Below are 20,969 nucleotides of genomic sequence, written 5' to 3' on the forward strand. Positions count from 1 at the left end.
GAATTTTGAGTATTAAGAAAATATACCTGATCCGACACGGTGAGACTGATTATAACATGCAGGGCATCGTGCAGGGGAGCGGCGTAGACTCCTCCCTTAACGATACCGGCTGGAAACAGGCTGCGCTTTTTTTCGAAAAATATAAAGAGGTCCCCTTCGACAAAGTATACACCTCGGTGCTGCAGCGCAGTGTGCAGTCGGTGCAGGGGTTTCTGGAGAAGGGAATACCGCATGAGCAGCATGCAGGCCTGAACGAGATTTGCTGGGGCACGCGCGAAGGCACGCTGATCACGCCCGAAGAAGACGCCTACTACCACGATCTGCTGCGCCGCTGGAGCGAGGGCGGAACGGCAGAGTGCATAGAAGGAGGGGAGAGCCCTGAGCTGGTGGCGGCCCGGCAGCAGCCATTTATCGACCTGATGCTGAGCAGACCCGAAGAAGAAACAGTTTTAATTTGCATGCACGGCCGTGCCATGCGTATATTGCTTTGCCAACTGCTGCACTACCCGCTCCGCTGCATGGACCAGTTTCTGCACCAGAACCTGTGCCTCTACGAGCTGGATTACACCGGCAGCCTGTTTGCCGCAAAGAAATACTGCGACGTGGAGCACCTGCAGGCGCTGGCTACAAAAGGGTAGTTGAAGGCAGGTTGAACAAAAAGTAAAGTATAGTTTGAATAAAATATTTTTAAATCTAATTTTGGGCTGATTAAAAAGACCACTGGGCGAACAAACAACACGATAATATATGGCTGAAGTTATAAAAATGCCCAAGATGAGTGACACAATGACGGAGGGGGTGATTGCATCTTGGCTGAAGAAGGTTGGCGATAGCGTAAGCTCCGGCGACATCCTGGCAGAAGTAGAGACAGACAAAGCGACCATGGAGCTGGAGTCCTACGAAGATGGTACTCTCCTCTACATTGGTCCGAAAGAAGGCGACGCTGTGCCTGTAGATGCAGTGATTGCCATTCTTGGGGAAAAAGGTGAAGATATTTCCGGACTGCTGTCTGAACTTGAAGGTGGCAGCGCCCCTGCTGCGAAACAGGAAGCAAAGCCGGAAGAGAAAAAAGAAGCTGCTCCAGCTAAGAAAGAGGCCCCTGCCCCTAAAAAAGCAGCTGTAGACACATCTGACATCAACGCTTCAGTTATCAGGATGCCAAAAATGAGCGACACCATGGAAGAAGGTGTGCTGGTGGCATGGCTGAAGAAAGAAGGCGACAAAGTGAGCGCCGGCGACATTCTGGCTGAAGTGGAAACCGATAAGGCCACCATGGAGCTGGAAGCCTATGAAGACGGCACGCTGCTTTACATCGGCGTGAAAGAAGGCGACTCTGTTCCTGTTGACGCTACCATCGCCGTTATTGGCGAAGAAGGCGCTGACTTTAAAGCCTTGCTGGACGCTGAGTCCTCCAGCCTAGACGACAGCGAAGAAAACGCCAAAACCGACGAAAACATAGAGGCACAGGCCGAAGCAGTTGGTGCGGAAGACACCACCGTTCCGGCCGGCTCCGACGAGCAGGAAACTGCTGGCGGAAACGGACGCGTAAAAGCTTCTCCGCTTGCCAAGAAAGTAGCCCAGGAGAAAGGCCTGAAACTCTCGCAGATCAAGGGCTCCGGCGAAGGTGGCCGCATTGTGCTGCGCGACGTGGAGAACTTTAAACCATCGGCTGCCCCACAAAAAGAAGCTGCTCCGGCCAAAGGTGCCGCTCCAAAAGCTGTTCCTACCGGTGTGCCAGGCGTGCCGGCCGAAGAATACGAAGAGGTGAACGTATCGCAGATGCGCAAGGTAATTGCCCGCCGTCTGTCAGAAAGCCTGTTCACGGCACCACACTTCTTCCTGACCATGTCTATTGATATGGACAAAGCCATGGAAGCCCGTGTGAGCATGAACGAGGTATCTCCGGTCAAAATATCTTTCAACGACCTTGTGCTGAAAGCTGCTGCTGTAGCTCTGCGTCAGCATCCGGCCGTAAACACAGCCTGGTTAGGTGACAAGATCCGTTACAACAAGCACATCAACATTGGTGTGGCCGTGGCGGTAGAAGAGGGCCTGCTGGTGCCGGTAGTGCGCAACGCCGACTTTAAATCGCTGTCTGCTATTTCAGCAGAGGTGAAGGAGCTTGGCGGCAAAGCCAAGAGCAAGAAACTGCAGCCAGCCGAGATGGAAGGCAGCACATTCTCTATCTCTAACCTGGGTATGTTCGGTATCGATGAGTTTACAGCCATCATCAATCCGCCGAACGCCTGTATCCTGGCAGTAGGTGGCATCTCTCAGGTGCCGGTTGTGAAGAACGGCGAGATCAAGATCGGTAATGTTATGAAGGTGACCTTATCATGCGATCACCGCGTGGTAGACGGCGCGGTAGGATCAGCCTTCCTGCAAACCTTTAAGAACCTGCTCGAGAACCCGGTGAGAATACTGGTATAAGCCTTAATTATTCTAATGAAAAAGGCCTTCCCTGTTAGGGGAAGGCCTTTTTTGCTTGTGATGCTGCAATAACCCCTGCAGCTGGTGCTTCGACAGAGGCAGCATTAGCAATTAGGAGGATATACCTTCCGGCAGCTCTACAAGCCTTTAATCTTTCTAGGAATCTGATTGGAGGAGTACTTAAAGCACCACAAATGGGTACGTCCGGTTATCAGAACAATTATTCTAATGAAATAGGCCCTCCTGAGCATATTCCTTCTGCTGCTGCTTAGGCTGCTAAAGACCTTACAGTTAAACCCGTATGCTGCACCATAATACTGAGTCGACGCCTGCTTTGGAATTATTCAAATGAAAATGCCCCTCCAGAGAGTATTTTTGCTGCGGATGCACCTCCTGCTGCCGGCCCCAAAGCTCCACACTAGCTTTAAGAAACAGCCAGCAAAATTACCCAGCCAGGTTTTAACCATTCGATAAGAAAGAGTATCTTTAAATCCGCAAACAAACCAAGTACCCAACGCATGAAACAGTATTTAGACCTGATGCAGCATATCCTGGACAAGGGAGTGAAGAAAGAAGACCGAACAGGAACGGGGACCTTGAGCGTGTTCGGGTACCAGATGCGGTTCGATCTGGCAGCAGGCTTTCCGCTCGTGACGACTAAAAAGGCGCACCTGCGGTCTATTGTGCATGAGCTGCTGTGGTTTCTGAAAGGCGACACCAATATTCAGTATCTGAAGGAGAATAAAGTAACCATCTGGGATGAATGGGCAGACGAGAATGGCGACCTCGGCCCGGTGTATGGCTCGCAGTGGCGCAGCTGGCCAACCCCCGACGGACGCCATATCGACCAGATCTCGCAGGTGGTGCACCAACTGAAGCATAACCCCGACTCGCGCCGCATTATTGTGAGCGCCTGGAACGTGGCGGAGATAGAAAACATGAAACTACCGCCTTGCCACGCTTTTTACCAGTTTTATGTGGCAGAAGGAAAACTCTCGTGCCAGCTATACCAGCGCTCGGCCGATGTGTTTCTGGGCGTGCCGTTTAATATCGCCTCTTACGCGCTGCTGGTGCTGATGATGGCGCAGGTGACAGGGCTGAAACCGGGGGAATTTATCTGGACAGGAGGGGACACGCACCTTTACCTGAACCACCTGGAGCAGGCCAGGCTTCAGCTTACCCGGGAGCCGCACCCACTGCCTGCCATGAAGCTTAACCCAGAGGTCAAAGATATCTTCGAATTCAAGTTCCAGGATTTCAAATTGGAAGATTACAACCCGCATCCGGCTATTAAGGCACCTGTGGCAGTATAACCTCTGTTTTGTGAGCTGCTGTAAAGGAATTAAAGAGAAAGTAGAGAGACACTGCTTTATATTTTTGTTCCTGAAGGCCTTATCTCAAGTTTTATTCGGTTACTGCTTCTAAAAAGCTCTTGTTCATGACATCTCCGACACCTCGTGCCGGTGCCATGCCGGCGTCTGTTGTACTGTTGCTCCTCTGGCTCCTGGCTACCCTGCTGAACCTGAACAAGGCTTTCCATATAGACGACACCTTTCACCTGGAAGCTGCCCAATGGATTGAACACCATCCGCTCCAGCCCATGTCGGGCACCATAAACTGGGGCGGCGAGTCAGAGCCGATGCATGCATTTAATCAGCCGCCGCTCTATTTCTACTTTATAGCAATCGTAGGGCACTTTTTTGGCTACACGGAGCTGCCGCTGCATCTCTTCCAGTCTGTATTCACCTTTCTCTGCATCTATTTCTTTTACAGAATTGCGCAACTCGTGCAGCCACGCCACGCCTTGCTGCTCACGGCGTTCTTTGTGCTGAACCCTGCTTTCCTGGTTAACCAGAATCTGATGGTGGATATTCCGCTGCTTAGCTTTCACCTGCTCTTCATTTATTTTCTGATTGCTCCGGGTATCCGGTCGGGGTGGGTGCGGTATGGTATGGCAGGCGTTTTTCTGAGCGTTGCCCTGCTGATAAAATATACCAGTCTGCCGCTGCTGGCACTGCTGCTGCTGGTGCCACTGCTCCGGAAGCACTATGCCGGCTTGCTGGCTGTTCTGGTCCCGATAGGGGTACTGGCAGCCTGGACCGCTTTTAATTACGCCGAGTTTGGAGCAGCGCATATCATAAACCGACCTACTAACACCTTGACGCTTTACGGTGTGCTGCGGATGTCAGCTCTGTTCATACTCTGCCTGAGCACGATCGTGCCCTATTTCCTTGTGCTTGCCCTGGGCTACCCTGGCTGCTGGAGAAGGTATTGTAACATATTGGCAGTCATCACCATATCAGGGTTCTTTCTGGTGGCCATAGCTGCCTATCAAGGTATTTTGGACATAAGAATTGCCAACCGGGTGCATTATGCCTTCGTCACCATAAATGGACTGGTGCTTACTTTCGTTTTAATAAAAGAAACCTTCCGCTATCATACAGATCTTCAAAAACTTGCTTCCGACTCAAGTATCGTGCTGCTGTGGCTGCTCGTGCTAGCGGGTTTTCTTATTTTATTCGCTCCTTTTATGGCTACGCGGCATGTGCTGCTTTGCCTGCCTGCCATGCTGCTGCTCACGGCCGGTGCGCTAAATAAGTTGCCTCGGCTAAACAGGGGGCTGGCTCTGTTTTTTGCCTTTGCCATCAGCCTTTTGGTAGGAATTTCAGATTGGATCTATGCTGATGCCTTCCGGAAGCAAGCCTTTGCCATCAGGGAGAGTTTACCGGCGCAGGCACGCGTCTGGACGGTGGGGAACTGGGGCTGGCAATGGTACAGCCGTAATGCCGGCATGTTGCCTTACGATGAAAAAATATCGGAACCGGCACCAGGCGACTATGTCGTGATACCGGCCCATATAGCGCAACAGGATGTGTCTGCGCAACTGAAGCTGAAGCAGGTAGGAGCAGAGCAGGAAAATGGCCAGGCCCTCACATTTTTTTCAAATGCCCCGCTGGCCGGCTTGTATACCTCCTGGGAGCAGAAAATTCCTTGGAATTTTTCCAAGGGGCCCATTGCCAGGTTCAAGATTTACAGGGTGGTGCAAGTAGCAGATTAGCACTTTCCCAATCTGATGTTACAAAGGTTTTTGCCTGTAAAGCTCCCGGAAAGCACATCGGCCATAATTTCTAATTTTTAATTTGGCGAAGCAATAGCCCGCCATGCGCTCTTCCTGGCACAAATTATTCTAATGAAAAAAGCCCTCCAAAGATGCTACAGCGCCTGCTGCTCCTCACTGTTACTTATGAGAGAAGATTAAGGTACAGTTCCTCTAGCTCCGCGTAATGAGTTTCCTGGTTAAATAGTCTGTCGGCCTTCTCTTTTCCTTTTTGTGCCAACTTTTGCCGCAGGCCGGGGTCGAGGTAGATCGTCTCTATTTTTTCAGCCAGATCGCCGCTATCACCTACCCGGAAGAGCAGGCCCGTCTGCTCATGATCGATGATCTCTTTTATGCCGCCAGCATCAGCACCGATCACCGCAACCCCCGCCCGCATCGCCTCCGGTAATACCAGGCCGAAGCTTTCGTTACTGCTTGGCAGCAAAACCACCTCAAAACAAGGCATAATAGCAGGAGGATCTTTATGGAAGCCCTTGAAATGAACAAAAGCATGCAAGTTCTCCTGCTGCACCGTTTGCAGAAGCGATTGGTTGTAAGCCTCGTCACCAGCAAGACCGAAAAAGTAGTAGTGTAAGGCAGGATATTTGGAGTGAAGCTTTTTTGCGGCCTCCAGCACCAGGTGCTGGCCTTTGTTTTTCTCAATCCGTGCAAAAATAGCTATGCTGAAAGGCCGTGGGGCTTGATCTTCGGCCAACAAGCCCTGGCAGGCTGCTTCCTGAAACGCCTGCGGAGCCTTTACCCCTGTATATAACCGTTTAATGGCTTTTTCAGGCAAGGGTATCGTCCTGACCGCTTCCTGTCGCATCTGCTCGGTTATCGTAACAAAAACGTCAATCTTCTGATAAAAGAACCGGTGCCAGGGATCTTTTTTGGAGTTGGCAATATGCATATGGCGGGTGTAGATCAATTTGATGCTGCGTCTGCACAAAATCTTGGCCAGTACGGCCAGCGTCAGATCCTTTTTATAGTGCATGTGCAGAATATCCGCTTCTTGCTCTTCCATGAGGCGGGCGAGTCGCAGAGCATTGGGCAACACCGCCAGTTTGGAGACGGAAGGAAACGCTACCAAAGGAATTCCTTTTGCCTGAAGCCTCTTTTGCAGCTGGCTGTTCTCAAGAACCACCCCAAGCATATCATGTGCGGAAGTATGAAGCCAGTTGGCGTATTTCTCAAAGACCTGCTCCAGCCCTCCGATGGCCTCGCTGGTGCATAACTGTACAACTTTCAAAATAAGTGATTTTTAGTATGGCAGCCGGGTTTCCTTACAGAAGCCAGAAGAAATTATTCAAACCAAAATAGCCCTCTGAACCTGGTGGCTTTTGCTGCTGCTGTAGCTTTTGTGCCTTCGAAATTCAGTATTTATGACATTAAAAACAAGGCATTTATACTATAAGCACCAAACAGCAGCAGGAGCAGCAGGTTATGGAGGGCAGTTTTCATTTAAATAATTGCTCCTGCATCCAGACAGGATGTTATTAGTACTCAAGGCATTTACAACAAGATTTTTGCTTTTGAATTTTGAATTGCAAGGGCACTATTTCACCATCTCCATCTCCGGTTCATTCTTCTTTAGATATACTTTTAGCAGGCTCACAACAAGGAGAATGGAGGCGGCGGCAATACCGGCTGCGTAGGCAATGCCGGTACTTACCCCGAAACCCTCCGGAGCCACAAGAATATAGGAGGTAATCACTGCGGTCATAAATACAGCCGGCACCAGCGTAACCCAGAAAAACTTTCGCTCTTTGATGAGGTACGCGGTAATAGTCCAGAGCACGAGGGTGGCCAGCGTCTGGTTGGTCCAGGCGAAATAGCGCCAAACCACACCAAAGTCTACCAAAGTAATGGCATAGCCAATGGCAAAAAGCGGAATACTGATCAGCAGCCTGTTTTTGATGGCGCCCTGTTTTAATTTCATGAAGTCGGCTGCAATCAGGCGGGCGCTCCGGAAGGCGGTGTCGCCGGAGGTGATCGGGGCGGCTACCACACCCAGCAGCGCCAGCACACCGCCAACTTTGCCCAGCAGCGAGTGCGAGATCTCGTTCACCACAAAAGCGGCGTTTCCTTTCTGAGCCACCATGATCTCGTTCAGCTCTCCAACTCCACCGTAAAAGCTCATGCCAATGGCCGCCCATATAAGCGCCATCACACCTTCAGATATCATGGCACCGTAAAAAATGGTGCGCCCCTGCTTCTCATTGGTCATGCACCGGGCCATCATAGGCGACTGTGAGGCATGGAAGCCGGATATAGCGCCACAGGCGATGGTTATAAAGAGCATCGGGAAGAGCGGAAACTTCTCCGGGGCTGTATGTAGATTGCTGAGATTGGCCAGGGTGAGCTCCGGTATATCAAAGCCTTTTCCAAGCATGACGGTGGCTATGCCGACTGCCATAAAGAGCAGGGCTATCCCAAATAAGGGATAAATCTTTCCGATGAGCTTATCGATGGGCAGTATGGTGGAGAGAATGTAATAGATAAAAATAACCCATACCCAGGTAGTTATGCCTACAAAGCCCTGGGTCATGTCGTCTATTATTTTGGCTGGCCCCATGATAAACACAGCGCCCACAATTACCATCAGCACCAGGGTGAAACCGCGCATAAATTGCTTCATGGGCTGGCCCAGGTAGCGGCCGGAAATCTCGGTTATATTTTCGCCCTGGTGTTTCAGGGAGAGCATGCCTGAGAAGTAGTCGTGCACGCCGCCGGCAAAAATGGAGCCCAGCACGATCCAGAGGAAAGCAGACGGTCCCCACATGGCTCCGGCCACAGCACCAAAAATCGGCCCGAGCCCCGCGATGTTCAGAAACTGGATCAGGAAGATTTTCCAGACTGGCAGGGGAACATAATCTACGCCGTCCGCCATGGTGAGGGCCGGTGTTTTCCGCTCAGGCACGACTCCGACAATCTTCTCAAGAAATTTTGAATAGAGCAGATACCCTAAAATCAGAGCCAGTACAGAGCAGAAGAAGGAGATCATAACGGTTTAAAAATAAGCTTCTAAAGCTGCTAATTTAAGCAAACCCATCAGAATTATACGAATGGATGGTAGTTTACTCGCCATAATTAATTGTGAAGAAAGGATAGGGTTTGTCAATTATTTGAATAAAAACAGCCCTCCGGAAGTTGCTGCCGCTCCTGCAGGGGGTATTAGACTTGCAGTAAAGGTTACCGGAACTCCGGCAAGCGGGCCTTTACGCATGGGATACCGTCTTCAGCTTCTGCTGTAGCTGATCAACTATAGCATGCCTGTCAGCCAGTATTTTATGCTCCACGGCATGTATGATGCGGATGCCTGTTACATTCGTGGCAAAAACAGCGTCGGCCTGCAGCAGCACTTCCGGTGTAGCTCTTGTCTCCATTATTTGCAGGCCAGCCTCTTTTGCCCAGCGTATTACATTGCTGCGCATAATGCCCCGCACACAGCCTGTTTCGAGCGCAGGCGTGTAGAGGATGTTATCCGAAAACCAGAATATATTCGAGGAGATCAGCTCCGCCACGTGCCCGTGCTGGTCCAGCAAGAGCATATCGTCGCGCTTCTGCTCTTTTTTTGAGATACCTGCCATGACATAGAGCAGGGCGTTGGGACCTTTAAAGAAGGAGAATGGGCTGAAACAAGTCTGCACACTTTTGCAAATGCCGATGGTAAGGGGAGACGTTGCCAGCGGAGACGTAGGCCGCGCTGTCGCCACCCATTCGGCCGTATTTATCTCAGGCGTAAATAATCCTGCCCCGGCACGCCATACTCTTAATTTTACGCGGGCCAGCGGATGGGCATTATTCCGGGTGGCAAGTGTTAGAAGGGCATCTTTAAAACCTGGTGCCAGCAGCTCTTCCGGCAGCTCCAGCTGTAGTGCCCGGGCAGCCTGGCGCATCCGCTCCTGGTGGTCGTTCCAGAACCGGATGGCACCGTTCTGCACCATAAGGGTGTCAAAAAATCCGTCGTTATACTGAAAGGCTCTGTTATGCAAATAAAGGAGCATTTCTTCCTCCGGAATCAGCTGATTATTATAGAGTAGTTGCAAATCCTGGTTAGTTTTATTTTGTGTGGCAGGCGTAAGGCTCAGATAATCATAAATCCCCGCAGGGCTTTATTCCAGAAACAATTAAAACGGCAATTGTTTTATTTTAGTACGGGCTGACTAATAAGTAGATAGTGTTAAATGCAAATTTATTTTAGATAGATCCAATAATTAAACAAGGGCAAACCTTTTGCCGGGAAGTGCCTTTACAACGCCCTTAAACTCCAGCCCCAGCAACAGCGACGCCAGCTGACTGACAGGTACCTGCGCCTTCCAGCTTAAATTATCCATCTGCTCTTCTTTCGTCTTTTCCAGCACCTGCAGCACCTGCCATTCTTCCGGCGAAAAGTCCTCCCGCGAAAGCGAATTAACGGCCGCCTTCTTCTCCTGCCGCCTGTACTCCAGGTCCCAGTTAAGCAGCTCTACCAGGTCCTGCGCAGAGGTGTACACGGCCGCTTTGTTTGATTTGATAAGGAAATTAGTACCCTCCGACACCGAGGAATTGATGTTGCCGGGCACTGCCATCACTTCTCTGTCATAGCTATGGGCAATGTCGGCGGTAATAAGGGTGCCGCTTTTCATGGCTGCCTCTACCACGATCGTGCAATCCGACATGCCGGCAATGATTCTGTTGCGCGCCGGAAAGCGGTGGGCGTCAGGCTTGGTGCCAAAGGTGCCTTCGGTGAGGATGCCGCCCTGTTCTATCATCTTTTCGGCATAGCGCCTGTGCACCGACGGGTAAATTATGTCCTGGCCTGAAGCCATCACACCAACAGTTGGCAGCCCCTGCTGCAGGGCGGCGCGGTGTGAGATAATATCTACGCCATAGGCAAGTCCGCTCACCACCATCACCTGGTGCTGCTTCAGTTCTTCCACTATGCGCTCCGTTACGGCCTGACCGTAGGAGGTGGGTTTGCGGGTGCCTACTATACTCACAATGTGCTGCTGGTTCAGGTTTGCATTGCCTCGGAAATAGAGGAGCACGGGCGCATCCGCAATTTGCTTCAGCCGGTCGGGGTAAGCTGCTGAGGTATAAAAAAGGAGCTGAACCTGCTGCTCGTCCGCCTTTTTAATCACCTGCTCTGCCTCCAGCAAAGCCTGCCGGGTATTATCTGTGATCTGGCGGAGCAGCTTTGGGCCGATGCCCGGAATTTTCTGCAACTTACCGGCAGGTGTGGCAAATACAGCCTGGGGAGAGCCGCAATAACTCACCAAGTGGCGAACAGTCTGACTTCCTATGCCCGGCAAAAAGGTAAGGGCTACTTCATACGGGTTTGCTTCAGCCATGTAGGAGCTATTCTGTTGGTTTGGTATTCAGCTGTTCCTTTATCCCGACCAGGAAGGTCCGCACCTTCTCCAGCGACTGAAGGATCTCGATTTTGTCTTTGGTCTGTACCGACTTGTTTTTTAGCACTTCCTTGGCGCCCTGAATGGTGTAGCCGCGCTCCTTCACGAGGTGGTACACGGTGCGAAGTTCCTCTATGTCTTTGGGAGTGAACTGGCGGTTTCCCTTCTTGCTCTTCTTCGGTTTCAGCTGCTCAAACTCGGTCTCCCAGAAGCGGATAAGCGAGGGGGCAACATCAAACATGGCCGCTACTTCACCTATGGTGTAATATTGTTTCTCTATTTCTCTTTCTTTATAGGGCATAATGCAGGCTTGTTTCAAAAAACAGAAAAACACTATTTTCGGGCCGATGCTAAGATTACAGGTAAAAAACATTACTTTTGCCAGTATATAATCCTGCAGCTATCGCCTGTAAAAGGGATTTCTGTAAGGCAAAAATCAGATAATTTATTTTCTTAAACAACAAGTATAGCATTTAGTAGCTAAAGGCTTAATACTCATACATGAACTCAGCTGAGATAAGACAAAAGTTCCTGGATTTCTTTGTTTCCAAGCAGCACCAGGTGGTTCCGTCTGCCCCGATTGTGGTGAAGGATGACCCTACGTTGATGTTTACCAACGCAGGCATGAACCAGTTTAAAGATTACTTTCTGGGTAACAAACCAGCCCCCTTTAAGCGTGCCGCCGACACCCAGAAATGCCTGCGCGTGAGCGGCAAGCACAACGACCTGGAAGAAGTAGGCTACGACACCTACCACCACACCATGTTCGAGATGCTGGGCAACTGGTCGTTTGGCGATTACTTTAAAAAAGAGGCCCTGGAGTGGGCCTGGGAACTGCTGACAGAGGTGTATCAATTGCCGAAAGACAGGCTGTACGTGTCGGTTTTTGAAGGGGATGAAAAAGAAAACCTCGGCAAAGACGAAGAGGCTTACGCCATCTGGAAAACCATGATTGCGGAAGATCGCATTCTGTTTGGTTCCAAAAAAGACAACTTCTGGGAAATGGGCGACACCGGTCCCTGCGGGCCCTGCTCCGAGATTCATATTGACCTGCGCACGGAGGAAGAAGTAGCCCAGGTACCCGGCCGCGACCTGGTGAACAACGACCATCCGCAGGTGGTAGAGATCTGGAACAACGTGTTCATGGAGTTCAACCGTCTGGCTGACAAATCCTTGGTAAAGCTGCCTGAACAGCACGTAGATACGGGCATGGGCTTTGAGCGTTTATGCATGGCCATACAAGGCAAGCGCTCCAACTACGACACCGATGTTTTCCAGCCGCTTATACAGTTTGTAGCCAAAGAGGCTGGTGTGACTTATGGTGCCGATGAGAAAATTGACATTGCCATCCGGGTAATTTCTGATCACATCCGGGCCATTGCCTTTGCCATTGCCGATGGACAGTTGCCTTCTAACAATAAGGCAGGCTACGTAATTCGAAGAATTCTACGCCGTGCCGTGCGCTACGGCTTTACCTTCCTGAATTTCAAAAAGCCGTTCCTTTTCCGACTTACTGAAGTGCTGGCTGAGCAGCTGGCGCATGTGTTCCCGGAGCTGAAGCAGCAACTGAGTTTTGTGCAGCGGGTGATAGAGGAAGAAGAGAATGCTTTCCTGCGCACGCTGGAGAACGGTCTGAAAAGACTCGATGCCCTGGAAGCTCAAAAGAAAAGACAAGCTGAAAATGATATTTTTGATGATATGCCAGAAGGTGATGATTCAAGGCTTAATCATGATTATGGCAAATGGGTTCAAAGACAGCAATCCTACCAAGAAATTAGTGGTAAAGAAGCCTTTGAACTTTACGATACCTTCGGCTTCCCGCTGGATTTAACGGCCCTTATCGCCCGCGAAAAAGGTTTACAAGTTGACAAGGCAGGATTCGATGCCGAACTGGAGCAGCAGAAGAACCGCTCCCGCAACGCCTCCGCTTCTGAGCAGACAGACTGGGTGATCGTGCAGCCGGATGTGAGCACTGAGTTTATTGGTTACGATTGTGAATCGGCTGATGCACAGATTGTTCGCTATCGCCAGGTAAAGACAAAGAATAAGAGCGAGTTTCATCTTGTTTTAGATAAAACTCCATTTTATGCCGAGAGTGGCGGCCAGGTAGGAGATACCGGTTACCTTATTTCTGACACTGAGCAGGTAGAAGTGCTGGATACGAAAAAAGAGAACGACCTGATCCTGCATATCACCGCCAAGCTGCCCCAGCAGGTAGAGGCGGCTTTCCGGAGCGAGGTGAATGTGGAGCGGCGCAACCTGATCCGCAAGAATCACTCCGCCACACACTTGCTGCATGCCGCGCTAAGAAGGGTTTTAGGCGACCATGTGCAGCAGCGAGGCTCGCTGGTAAACGAGAAAGTGCTTCGTTTCGACTTTTCGCACTTCGCCAGGGTAGAAGAGGCGCAGCTGCGTGAGATTGAGCAGATTGTAAATGAGCGCATCCGGCAGAGCATTCCGCTGGAGGAGCAGCGCAATGTGCCCATTGCAGCGGCGAAAGACATGGGTGCCATGGCGCTGTTCGGTGAGAAATACGGCGAGTTTGTACGGGTCATCGCCTTCGATCGGGAACATTCTGTGGAGCTTTGTGGCGGTATTCACGTGCTGAACACCGGGAATATAGGCTATTTCAAAATAGTTTCTGAAAGTTCTGTGGCTGCCGGTGTTCGCCGCATAGAGGCTATAACAGCCGGAGCCGCTGAAGAGTTTGTGCAGCAGCAACTAAACGAGTTGAATGCGGTGCGAGAGGTGCTAAGCACACAAAGCAATGTGTCGGGGGCCGTGCAGAAACTGCAGGAAGAAAACAAAGCCCTTCAAAAGCAACTGGAACAGTTTGAACTGAAGCAGCTCACCACTTTGAAAGATAGCCTGGCCAGTAAAGCGCAGGCCCTGGATGGCGTTAACTTTGTAGCCGAGAAAGTAGAGGTAAGCACAGCCGACTACCTGAAGAAGCTCGCCTTCGATATGCGGCAGGCAGTAGACAACCTGGTGCTGGTGCTGGCTGCCGAAATAGACGGAAAACCACAGATTGCCGTTATGCTGTCAGACAATATTGTGTCAGGTAAAAATCTTAACGCCAGCCAGCTGGTGCGCGAACTGGCCAAAGAGATCAAAGGCGGCGGCGGTGGACAGCCATTTTATGCCACGGCAGGTGGTAAAGATACTGCCGGCCTGCAGGCTGTGCCAGCCAAAGCCTTAGAGTTAATCAAGAAATCATTAAACAACTAATCTGTACCTTAAACAGATGGATGCAAGCATAAGAGATAAGTACCAAGTAGTAATCGGTTTAGAAGTTCACGCGCAGCTGCTCACGGAGAGCAAGGCTTATTCCTCTGACTCTACAGAGTATGGCATGATGCCTAACACCAACCTGAGCGTAATTACACTGGCGCACCCGGGCACGCTGCCCCGCATCAACAAAAGGGTTGTGGAGATGGCCGTTAAAATGGGCCTGGCCACCAATTGCGAAATTACGCGCTACCAGGTGTATGCCCGCAAAAACTATTTCTACCCCGACCTTCCGAAAGGCTACCAACTTACACAGGACAAAACGCCAATCTGTACCGGCGGGCACCTGGTGGTGAAGAATGAAAAGGGAGAAGATAGCCGCATCGGCATTACCCGGATTCACATGGAAGAAGATGCAGGTAAATCGATGCACTTACCCGGGGAGGTGGAGACGCTGGTAGATTACAACCGGGCCGGCGTTCCCCTGATCGAGATCGTGTCGGAGCCCGACATGCGCGACTCTACGGAAGCCTACAATTACCTGACAGAAATGCGCCGGCTGGTGCGGTACCTCGAAATCTGCGACGGTAACATGGAAGAAGGTTCTTTCCGTTGCGATGCCAACGTATCGGTGATGCTGAAGGGTGCTGACACGTTCGGGACCAAGGTGGAGGTGAAGAACATGAACTCTTTCCGGAACGTGCAGCGTGCCATTGAGCATGAGGTGGAGCGCCAGATAGAGATCATAGAGGCAGGCGGCACCGTAATAGGTGAAACCAGAGGCTTTGACGCCAACACCGGCACCACTTCCAGCCAGCGGACGAAGGAAACGATGAACGATTACCGTTATTTCCCTGAGCCGGACCTGCCACCGCTTATTATAGAGAAGGAATGGCTCCAACGCATCAAGGAAACCATGCCAAGCCTGCCGCAGGTGCTGTACAACCGGTTCGTGGATGAGTTTGGCCTGCCGGAGTACGATGCCAGCGTGCTGACAGACACAAAAGAGGTAGCTTTATATTTTGAGGAACTTTGTAAGCACACCAGCAATTATAAGGCGGCGTCTAACTGGGTTATGGGTCCGGTTAAATCGTACCTCAACGAGCTGCAGCTGCACATGAACGATTTCCCGTTGCAGCCGCAGACCCTTGCCGACCTGATTGCGCTTATCGATAGCAACAAGGTAAGCCACTCGGTAGCAGCTAAAAAGATCTACCCGTACCTGCTCGAGAACCCGGCCAAAACGCCGCACCAGGTAGCAGAGGAGCAAAATTTGCTGCAGGAGTCCAACAGCAGTTCGCTGCAGCAGGTGGTGGCAGAGGTGCTGGCCGAAAATCCAAAAAAGGTGGCTGAGTTCAAAGCCGGCAAACAGGCGCTGATAGGCATGTTCATGGGCGAGATCATGAAAAAGACCAAAGGAAAAGCTGATCCGAAAGTGGCAAACAAATTGCTGCAGGAGGGGTTAACCAGTAAATAAAGAAATTATGAGAATAAGAAAGTTCCTGGCGGTTGCTTCTGCCGTTGCCTTGCTTGCTTCCTGCCAGGGAAATAAGCAGGCCTCGAACGGAGGTAGCGCCTATGTGATAAAAGGCAAACTCCAGAATGCCACAGAAGGAAATGTGTACCTGTTTGAGCTGGGCGAAACCCAGTTTGTAGCCCGCGACACGTCTGCCATTTCTGAAGACGGCACCTTCCGTTTTGAGGGATCAGTAACGGAGCCTACTTTTTACCGAGTGGGCTTAGACCAGCAGAACGGCTTAATGCTGGTGCTGGAGAACAAGCAGATCAACGTAGAGGCCGATGCCACCAACATGGCTACCACTGGCAAAGTTGAAGGCTCCGAAGACTCAGAGTTGCTGCAGAAGTGGTTTCAGCTAAATGAGGAGCTGAAGCAGAAAGAGGCGGAATTGTCGCCCCGTTTTAACGAGGCGATGGCAGCAGGCGATGAGGCGGCCATTACCGCGCTGCGCGAGGAGTATATGGGGCATCGCAATAAACTCCGCGATTTCATAGCCGAACATCCGGGCTCACTGGCTTCTGTTTTCGGTATACTGAGCTTTGTGAACCCGATAGAGGAATTTGCCTTTGCCGATAGCATGGTCACGCTATATTCCCAGCAACTGCCTGACTCCAAATACACAGCCATGCTGAACAAGCAGCTGGAAGGACTCCGAAGCACGGCTGTTGGCGCCATGGCCCCTGATTTTGCCTTGCCGACCCCAGATGGAGGTTCTCTGGCGCTTTCCTCGCTCCGGGGCAAGTATGTGCTGATCGATTTCTGGGCATCGTGGTGCGGCCCGTGCCGGCAGGAGAACCCCAATGTGGTGCGTATGTACAACCTGTACAAAGACAAAGGCTTCGAGATCTTTGGCGTATCGCTGGACCAATCGAGAGAGAAGTGGCTGGGAGCCATTGAGAAAGATAAACTGACCTGGCCACATGTATCTGACCTGAAAGGGTGGGAGAGCAGTGCCGCGCAGCTCTATAAAGTAAACGCCATCCCGCAAACCATCCTTCTCGACAAAGAAGGAAAAATAATTGCCAAAGGCTTAAGGGGCGAGGCGCTGGAAGAGAAACTGGCCTCCCTGCTAAACTAGACCTGATGTAAAACTACACTGAGAAAGCCCTTGCGACCAACGCAGGGGCTTTTGCTTTTTTAGGGGAATTTCTTTCGGGCGCAGAGTCTTGAAAACCAGCGTACAGGCACAGGATCCTGGCTAGGGGAAGCAGCAATTATTCTAATCAAAACCGGCCTCCTGAGGTTTCTGTTGCTGCTCCTGCAGTTAAGGACTGAAAGGCGTAAACAGGGAAGGGCTATAGAAATACCTGCCGGAGTGCGTTCCAGAGCAGCTTTTTATGCTCCGGATCTTTATCGAGTACCGCTAAGGATTGAGAGAAAATGATGGGTGCCCGGCCTACCACCACCGGATTGTATAAAGTGAACTTGTCGTGAGGCAGCTGCGTGTCGATGCGGCTGGCAAAGCTGATAATATACTGCACATTCAGCTCCTGGGTGAGTTCTTCGAATACGGCTGTGGTGCCAGAAACATTGTTGACGAAAGCCACATCGTTCGTCCCCAGGCCAATGGCCGCCAGGATCTTTTTCAGAAATTCCAGTTGGGGCAAGGTGCGGAAAGTGGCATCCGGTAAGGTAACCAGAACCACAACGCCTTTTTTGTTCTCGCCGGTTATCACAAATTTGTCTGGAGGCATGGCAGCGCCGGCCGGCTCAGGGGCCGCTGCCTCTTCCGTTTTATCCTGCTTTGCCTCCTGTGCAGAAACAGCAGCTGTGGTAGGCAGGCTTTGTACAGCAACAGGGGCCGGAGCATCCGGAAACAAGGTTTCTCCCGGAACTACATACACGGTTTCTGTTAAGAAATTTCTCAGAAAAACCGGGTTCAGATCTTCTGCTGCTAGAGACATAATAACGCGTGTTTTGCCAGTTTAAAAGATATAAAATAACTGTAGAGGCGTTGTTTCAACCATGGCAGCCGCCTCTGTTTCCGGAAAGTAAGTGGATAGGAGCTGGTACTTCGCCAAACTACTACGTACCTTCAACTAAATATAGTCGGGTCAGTTTGAGAAGCGAAAGAAGTCCGCATTTTGGAATTATGCTAATCAAAACAGCCCTTCAGAGGCCTATACTGCTGATCCAGCCCGCATGCGACGATAACGTACTCCTCCAATTTAATTATGTAGAAAGGCTTCATGCTTACCAGGCTGCCAGAGAGCCAATCTGCTATAATTTCTAATGGCTACTTTGGCCAGGTGTTAATCTTCCTTGATATCGAAAATGGATTTCAGTTCTACGGCATCACTTGGTTTCATGCGGCCGGCGAGCACCAGGCGTAGCTGGCGGCGGCGCAAGGCTCCGTCGAAATGCCTTAGTTCTTCTTCAGACTCTGGTATAGCTTCCGGCACATCAATCGGGTTGCCCAGTTGGTCTACTGCCACAAAGGTAAAGTAGGCCTGGTTCGACAGAAATTTCTTGCCGCTCGGGATGTCCTCGGCATAAACCCCTATATGCACTTCCATAGAAGAATTAAAAGCGCGGGTCACTTTTGCCTCCAGCGTCACCACATTGCCCAGCCGGATCGTTTCGGAAAACGACACGTTATCTACTGAGGCAGTCACCACAATTCTATTAGAGAATTTTTGAGCAGATATGGCAGACACAATGTCCATCCAGTGCATCATGCGGCCACCCATCAGGTTGTTCAGGGTGTTGGTGTCGTTGGGCAATACCAACTCCGTCATGATAACGTAAGAGTCCTTTACTTTTTTCTGTTTACGCATTCGTGTTCAGTATTTCTACAAATATACTCTTCAGCACCGAATCAGGAAAAATTAAATTGAATACGGGCGCTTGTAGAAAAAATGTTGGGGCAGAACCCGGTCCGTCGCTGCAGGGCCTGTGACCTTGTGTGCAGTTGCCAGGAGATAGGTGGGCTGCAGTCAGCTCTCCTGATACCAGACGTGTTAGTCCGACGTTTCCCATCCGGACCGGCCCAGCAGTGGCACGAACTTGAAATCCGAGAACTCCTCTCTGGTAAAATCGTTTTCGCCGGTGCGGGTTATCCGTAGCATTTTCTGCGATTTTTCGTTGCCCACCGGTATTACCAGTATGCCGCCAGGGGCCAGTTGCCTCACCAGGCTTTTAGGAATACCCGGGGCGCCGGCTGTCACAATTATTTTGTTATAAGGTGCATATTGCGGCAGGCCCTCCGATCCGTCGCCATGGAAGGCGTGCGGGTGCAGGTTATATGTCCTGAAAAATCTTCTGGCTTTTTCGTACAGGGGGCGGTTAAACTCTATGGTATACACATGTGGCGTTAGCTGCAGCAGCACCCAGCACTGGTAACCCGAGCCGGTCCCGATCTCCAGCACCTTGTCGGTCGGTTTGAGGTCGAGCAGTTCCGTCTGGAAAGCCACCGTGTAAGGCTGCGAAATGGTTTGGCCTTCTCCAATCGGGAAGGCCTTGTCTTCGTAGGCTTGCTCCAGGAATGCTTTCTCAAAAAAGAAATGGCGGGGCACCGCCTCGATAGCGGCCAGCACCTGCTCGCTCCGGATTCCTTTAGAGTGCAGCACTTTTACCAGCGCACGCCGCATTCCTTTATGTCTGTACAGATCAACTTGCATTTTATATTACTTCAGCTTAAATCTCCCGCTTCTTTATAATACCTGAATTGTGTCTGGGAAGTTGGATGCTGCGAAATTAAAGAACCATACTGAATAAAAACACCCTTCCGGCAAATGAGTTTGAGCAGTGGCAACAGAAAGAGCCATTATTCCGGGCCAATTGCTTATTTTTGGGTGTACTAAAAAGGCATATTATGTTTACAGGTATCATTGAGGCAGTAGGAAAGGTAGAGGCTATCCGTGCAGAGCATACGAACAAGCACTTCACCATTACCTGCCCCTTTACAGCAGAGCTGCAAATAGACCAGAGCGTGGCGCATAACGGGATTTGTATGACGGTGGTAGGCATTACCGGGAACAGCTATACCGTGACGGCTATTGACGAAACCCTGAAAAAGACCAACCTGAACAAGCTGGCCCAAGGCGATCTGGTGAACCTGGAGCGCTGCATGCAGGCCAATGGCCGTTTCGACGGGCATGTGGTGCAGGGGCACGTAGACCAGACCGCTATCTGCGAATCGGTGACGGACGAAAACGGCAGCTGGCTTTTTACCTTCAGTTACGATGCGGGCACCGGCAATGTAACCGTAGAAAAAGGCTCTATATGCGTGAACGGCATCAGCCTGACGGTTGTCAACTCCCAGCCCGACCGCTTCTCGGTGGCCATTATCCCCTACACCTACGAGCATACCAACCTGCAGCACGTAAGGCCCGGTGACAGCGTAAACCTGGAGTTCGATATTATTGGCAAGTACGTGAAGCGACTGCTGGGCCAGTAGGCCTTTTTTAATTCAAGATTAGAAATGAGGCTGTTGGCAGCAGGTGCTGTAAGCTCTGGAGGGCTGTTTTTATTCAAATAATTCGCTGGAACGCGAACCTCGCAGCATGCGCAGGTCCTGCGAATGTTTTACTTGCAGGACCTGCTGCCGTGCCCACATTATTTTTCCTGCTCCCCGAGTTTGATATTTGAGGTGGCCGCCCCCGCAAATAGACTCAAAGCGGCCAGAGGCCGCGGGATAGGAGACACGAGCGAGGACGCTCGCGCCATGTTTACTCTTAATTTCTAATTTCTAATTTTGAATTTGTCACAGCCCCTTCAGGCCAACTGGTCTTTCCGCAAAGAAGGGTAGTAGAGCAGAATATAGCGATACACGATGGAAGAGGCAAAAGCCAGCACAGACCCCAGGGCAGCTCCCCCGATGATATCTCCAGGATAATGCACGCCCAGGTACACCCTGCTGTACGACACTATAACTGCCCAGGCCACCAGCACGATCTTGAAAATAAAGTACCGGTCCGACAAAATCAGGTTGAAGAACACCGCCAGGGCAAAACCCGTGGAGGCATGTGACGACATAAAGCCGAATTGCCCGCCGCAGCCCTGCACGATGTTCACCAGCCCCTCCAGGTCAGGCTCATAACAGGGGCGAAGGCGACCAAAGAAGGGTTTCAGAATACCGGAGGCTATAAAATCGGCCAGCCCGATAGCAACAACGCACATGGCCAGCATCGGGATGCTCTGCTTGCGGTACCGGTAGATGATATAGGCGATCAGCAGCACGTAAAAAGGTATCCAGACGTACTTGTTCGACACAAATATCATGATGGCATCCCAGAAAGGTGTGTGCTGGCTGTTGAGCGAAACAAACAGCTCCTGGTCAAACTTCTCTAATTCTTCCATG

17 protein-coding genes are annotated in these 20,969 nt (G+C 51.0%); 8 read left to right on the top strand and 9 right to left on the bottom strand.

Translation table 11 applies throughout. From position 1 onward, the window contains the following. Positions 1 to 5 precede the first annotated feature (5 nt). The 4 genes from FJM74_RS00610 to FJM74_RS00625 all read left to right on the top strand — a co-directional run bounded on the left by FJM74_RS00610 (position 6) and on the right by FJM74_RS00625 (position 5,488). A complete protein-coding gene (locus tag FJM74_RS00610; protein WP_187260622.1) occupies positions 6 to 638 on the top strand; it encodes a histidine phosphatase family protein in 633 nt (210 codons plus the stop codon). Between the two features lie 109 nt (positions 639 to 747). After that, positions 748 to 2,430, top strand: a complete 1,683-nt coding sequence (locus FJM74_RS00615; RefSeq protein WP_187260623.1) for a pyruvate dehydrogenase complex dihydrolipoamide acetyltransferase — start codon at positions 748 to 750, stop codon at positions 2,428 to 2,430. A 518-nt stretch (positions 2,431 to 2,948) separates the two neighbouring features. Continuing rightward, entirely contained in the window at positions 2,949 to 3,743 is a 795-nt protein-coding gene (locus FJM74_RS00620) for a thymidylate synthase (RefSeq protein WP_187260624.1), read from the top strand. Positions 3,744 to 3,868: 125 nt separating this feature from the next. Continuing rightward, positions 3,869 to 5,488 (top strand): ArnT family glycosyltransferase, encoded by a 1,620-nt coding sequence (locus FJM74_RS00625; protein ID WP_187260625.1) that lies wholly within the window; start codon positions 3,869 to 3,871, stop codon positions 5,486 to 5,488. A gap of 184 nt (positions 5,489 to 5,672) precedes the next feature. On the opposite strand, the gene FJM74_RS00630 is transcribed toward FJM74_RS00625, so the two are convergent. The 5 genes from FJM74_RS00630 to FJM74_RS00650 form a co-directional block, all read right to left on the bottom strand. Next, positions 5,673 to 6,776 carry a glycosyltransferase family 4 protein gene (locus FJM74_RS00630; protein WP_187260626.1) on the bottom strand — a complete coding sequence of 368 codons (1,104 nt, stop codon included), beginning with the start codon at positions 6,774 to 6,776 and terminating at the stop codon, positions 5,673 to 5,675. Positions 6,777 to 7,082: 306 nt separating this feature from the next. Further along, positions 7,083 to 8,531 (bottom strand): carbon starvation CstA family protein, encoded by a 1,449-nt coding sequence (locus tag FJM74_RS00635; RefSeq protein WP_187260627.1) that lies wholly within the window; start codon positions 8,529 to 8,531, stop codon positions 7,083 to 7,085. 214 nt (positions 8,532 to 8,745) lie between these two features. Continuing rightward, complete coding sequence (locus FJM74_RS00640) at positions 8,746 to 9,576, bottom strand: aminotransferase class IV (RefSeq protein ID WP_187260628.1); 831 nt, start codon at positions 9,574 to 9,576, stop codon at positions 8,746 to 8,748. Between the two features lie 168 nt (positions 9,577 to 9,744). After that, positions 9,745 to 10,860 (bottom strand): DNA-processing protein DprA, encoded by a 1,116-nt coding sequence (dprA, locus tag FJM74_RS00645; RefSeq protein WP_187260629.1) that lies wholly within the window; start codon positions 10,858 to 10,860, stop codon positions 9,745 to 9,747. A 7-nt stretch (positions 10,861 to 10,867) separates the two neighbouring features. Further along, positions 10,868 to 11,221 (bottom strand): MerR family transcriptional regulator, encoded by a 354-nt coding sequence (locus FJM74_RS00650; protein WP_187260630.1) that lies wholly within the window; start codon positions 11,219 to 11,221, stop codon positions 10,868 to 10,870. A 200-nt stretch (positions 11,222 to 11,421) separates the two neighbouring features. Here FJM74_RS00650 and alaS point away from each other — a divergent pair, with 200 nt between their 5' ends. From alaS to FJM74_RS00665, 3 genes are read left to right on the top strand one after another with little or no spacing between them, the layout of a single operon-like run. After that, the gene (gene alaS / locus FJM74_RS00655) at positions 11,422 to 14,148 is read left to right on the top strand and encodes an alanine--tRNA ligase (protein ID WP_187260631.1); all 2,727 of its coding nucleotides are present in this window, start codon (positions 11,422 to 11,424) and stop codon (positions 14,146 to 14,148) included. Positions 14,149 to 14,164: 16 nt separating this feature from the next. After that, entirely contained in the window at positions 14,165 to 15,625 is a 1,461-nt protein-coding gene (gatB, locus tag FJM74_RS00660; protein WP_187260632.1) for an Asp-tRNA(Asn)/Glu-tRNA(Gln) amidotransferase subunit GatB, read from the top strand. Between the two features lie 7 nt (positions 15,626 to 15,632). After that, positions 15,633 to 16,745 carry a TlpA disulfide reductase family protein gene (locus tag FJM74_RS00665; protein ID WP_187260633.1) on the top strand — a complete coding sequence of 371 codons (1,113 nt, stop codon included), beginning with the start codon at positions 15,633 to 15,635 and terminating at the stop codon, positions 16,743 to 16,745. 217 nt (positions 16,746 to 16,962) lie between these two features. Here FJM74_RS00665 and FJM74_RS00670 read toward each other — a convergent pair whose 3' ends face one another. The 3 genes from FJM74_RS00670 to FJM74_RS00680 all read right to left on the bottom strand — a co-directional run bounded on the left by FJM74_RS00670 (position 16,963) and on the right by FJM74_RS00680 (position 19,287). Next, on the bottom strand, positions 16,963 to 17,571 hold the full coding sequence (locus FJM74_RS00670; protein WP_194349921.1) for a hypothetical protein: 609 nt from the start codon (positions 17,569 to 17,571) through the stop codon (positions 16,963 to 16,965). A gap of 348 nt (positions 17,572 to 17,919) precedes the next feature. Next, complete coding sequence (locus FJM74_RS00675; protein ID WP_187260634.1) at positions 17,920 to 18,444, bottom strand: acyl-CoA thioesterase; 525 nt, start codon at positions 18,442 to 18,444, stop codon at positions 17,920 to 17,922. Positions 18,445 to 18,627: 183 nt separating this feature from the next. Further along, the gene (locus FJM74_RS00680) at positions 18,628 to 19,287 is read right to left on the bottom strand and encodes a protein-L-isoaspartate(D-aspartate) O-methyltransferase (protein ID WP_187260635.1); all 660 of its coding nucleotides are present in this window, start codon (positions 19,285 to 19,287) and stop codon (positions 18,628 to 18,630) included. Between the two features lie 194 nt (positions 19,288 to 19,481). Here FJM74_RS00680 and FJM74_RS00685 point away from each other — a divergent pair, with 194 nt between their 5' ends. Continuing rightward, a complete protein-coding gene (locus FJM74_RS00685; RefSeq protein ID WP_187260636.1) occupies positions 19,482 to 20,066 on the top strand; it encodes a riboflavin synthase in 585 nt (194 codons plus the stop codon). A 317-nt stretch (positions 20,067 to 20,383) separates the two neighbouring features. Here the strand turns inward: FJM74_RS00685 and FJM74_RS00690 are convergent, their stop codons facing one another. Next, the gene (locus FJM74_RS00690) at positions 20,384 to 20,968 is read right to left on the bottom strand and encodes a phosphatase PAP2 family protein (protein ID WP_187260637.1); all 585 of its coding nucleotides are present in this window, start codon (positions 20,966 to 20,968) and stop codon (positions 20,384 to 20,386) included. Position 20,969: the final 1 nt, after the last annotated feature.

This window comes from Pontibacter beigongshangensis, from assembly GCF_014332515.1.
Taxonomy (GTDB): domain Bacteria; phylum Bacteroidota; class Bacteroidia; order Cytophagales; family Hymenobacteraceae; genus Pontibacter; species Pontibacter beigongshangensis.

Coding starts and splice junctions, on each gene's coding strand:
- FJM74_RS00680 (WP_187260635.1), bottom strand. CDS start 19,287: ATGCAAGTTGATCTGTACAGACATAAAGGAATGCGGCGTGCGCTGGTA.
- FJM74_RS00670 (WP_194349921.1), bottom strand. CDS start 17,571: ATGTCTCTAGCAGCAGAAGATCTGAACCCGGTTTTTCTGAGAAATTTC.
- FJM74_RS00625 (WP_187260625.1), top strand. CDS start 3,869: ATGACATCTCCGACACCTCGTGCCGGTGCCATGCCGGCGTCTGTTGTA.
- FJM74_RS00685 (WP_187260636.1), top strand. CDS start 19,482: ATGTTTACAGGTATCATTGAGGCAGTAGGAAAGGTAGAGGCTATCCGT.
- FJM74_RS00620 (WP_187260624.1), top strand. CDS start 2,949: ATGAAACAGTATTTAGACCTGATGCAGCATATCCTGGACAAGGGAGTG.
- FJM74_RS00665 (WP_187260633.1), top strand. CDS start 15,633: ATGAGAATAAGAAAGTTCCTGGCGGTTGCTTCTGCCGTTGCCTTGCTT.
- FJM74_RS00690 (WP_187260637.1), bottom strand. CDS start 20,968: ATGGAAGAATTAGAGAAGTTTGACCAGGAGCTGTTTGTTTCGCTCAAC.
- FJM74_RS00615 (WP_187260623.1), top strand. CDS start 748: ATGGCTGAAGTTATAAAAATGCCCAAGATGAGTGACACAATGACGGAG.
- FJM74_RS00635 (WP_187260627.1), bottom strand. CDS start 8,531: ATGATCTCCTTCTTCTGCTCTGTACTGGCTCTGATTTTAGGGTATCTG.
- FJM74_RS00650 (WP_187260630.1), bottom strand. CDS start 11,221: ATGCCCTATAAAGAAAGAGAAATAGAGAAACAATATTACACCATAGGT.
- FJM74_RS00675 (WP_187260634.1), bottom strand. CDS start 18,444: ATGCGTAAACAGAAAAAAGTAAAGGACTCTTACGTTATCATGACGGAG.
- alaS (WP_187260631.1), top strand. CDS start 11,422: ATGAACTCAGCTGAGATAAGACAAAAGTTCCTGGATTTCTTTGTTTCC.
- gatB (WP_187260632.1), top strand. CDS start 14,165: ATGGATGCAAGCATAAGAGATAAGTACCAAGTAGTAATCGGTTTAGAA.
- dprA (WP_187260629.1), bottom strand. CDS start 10,860: ATGGCTGAAGCAAACCCGTATGAAGTAGCCCTTACCTTTTTGCCGGGC.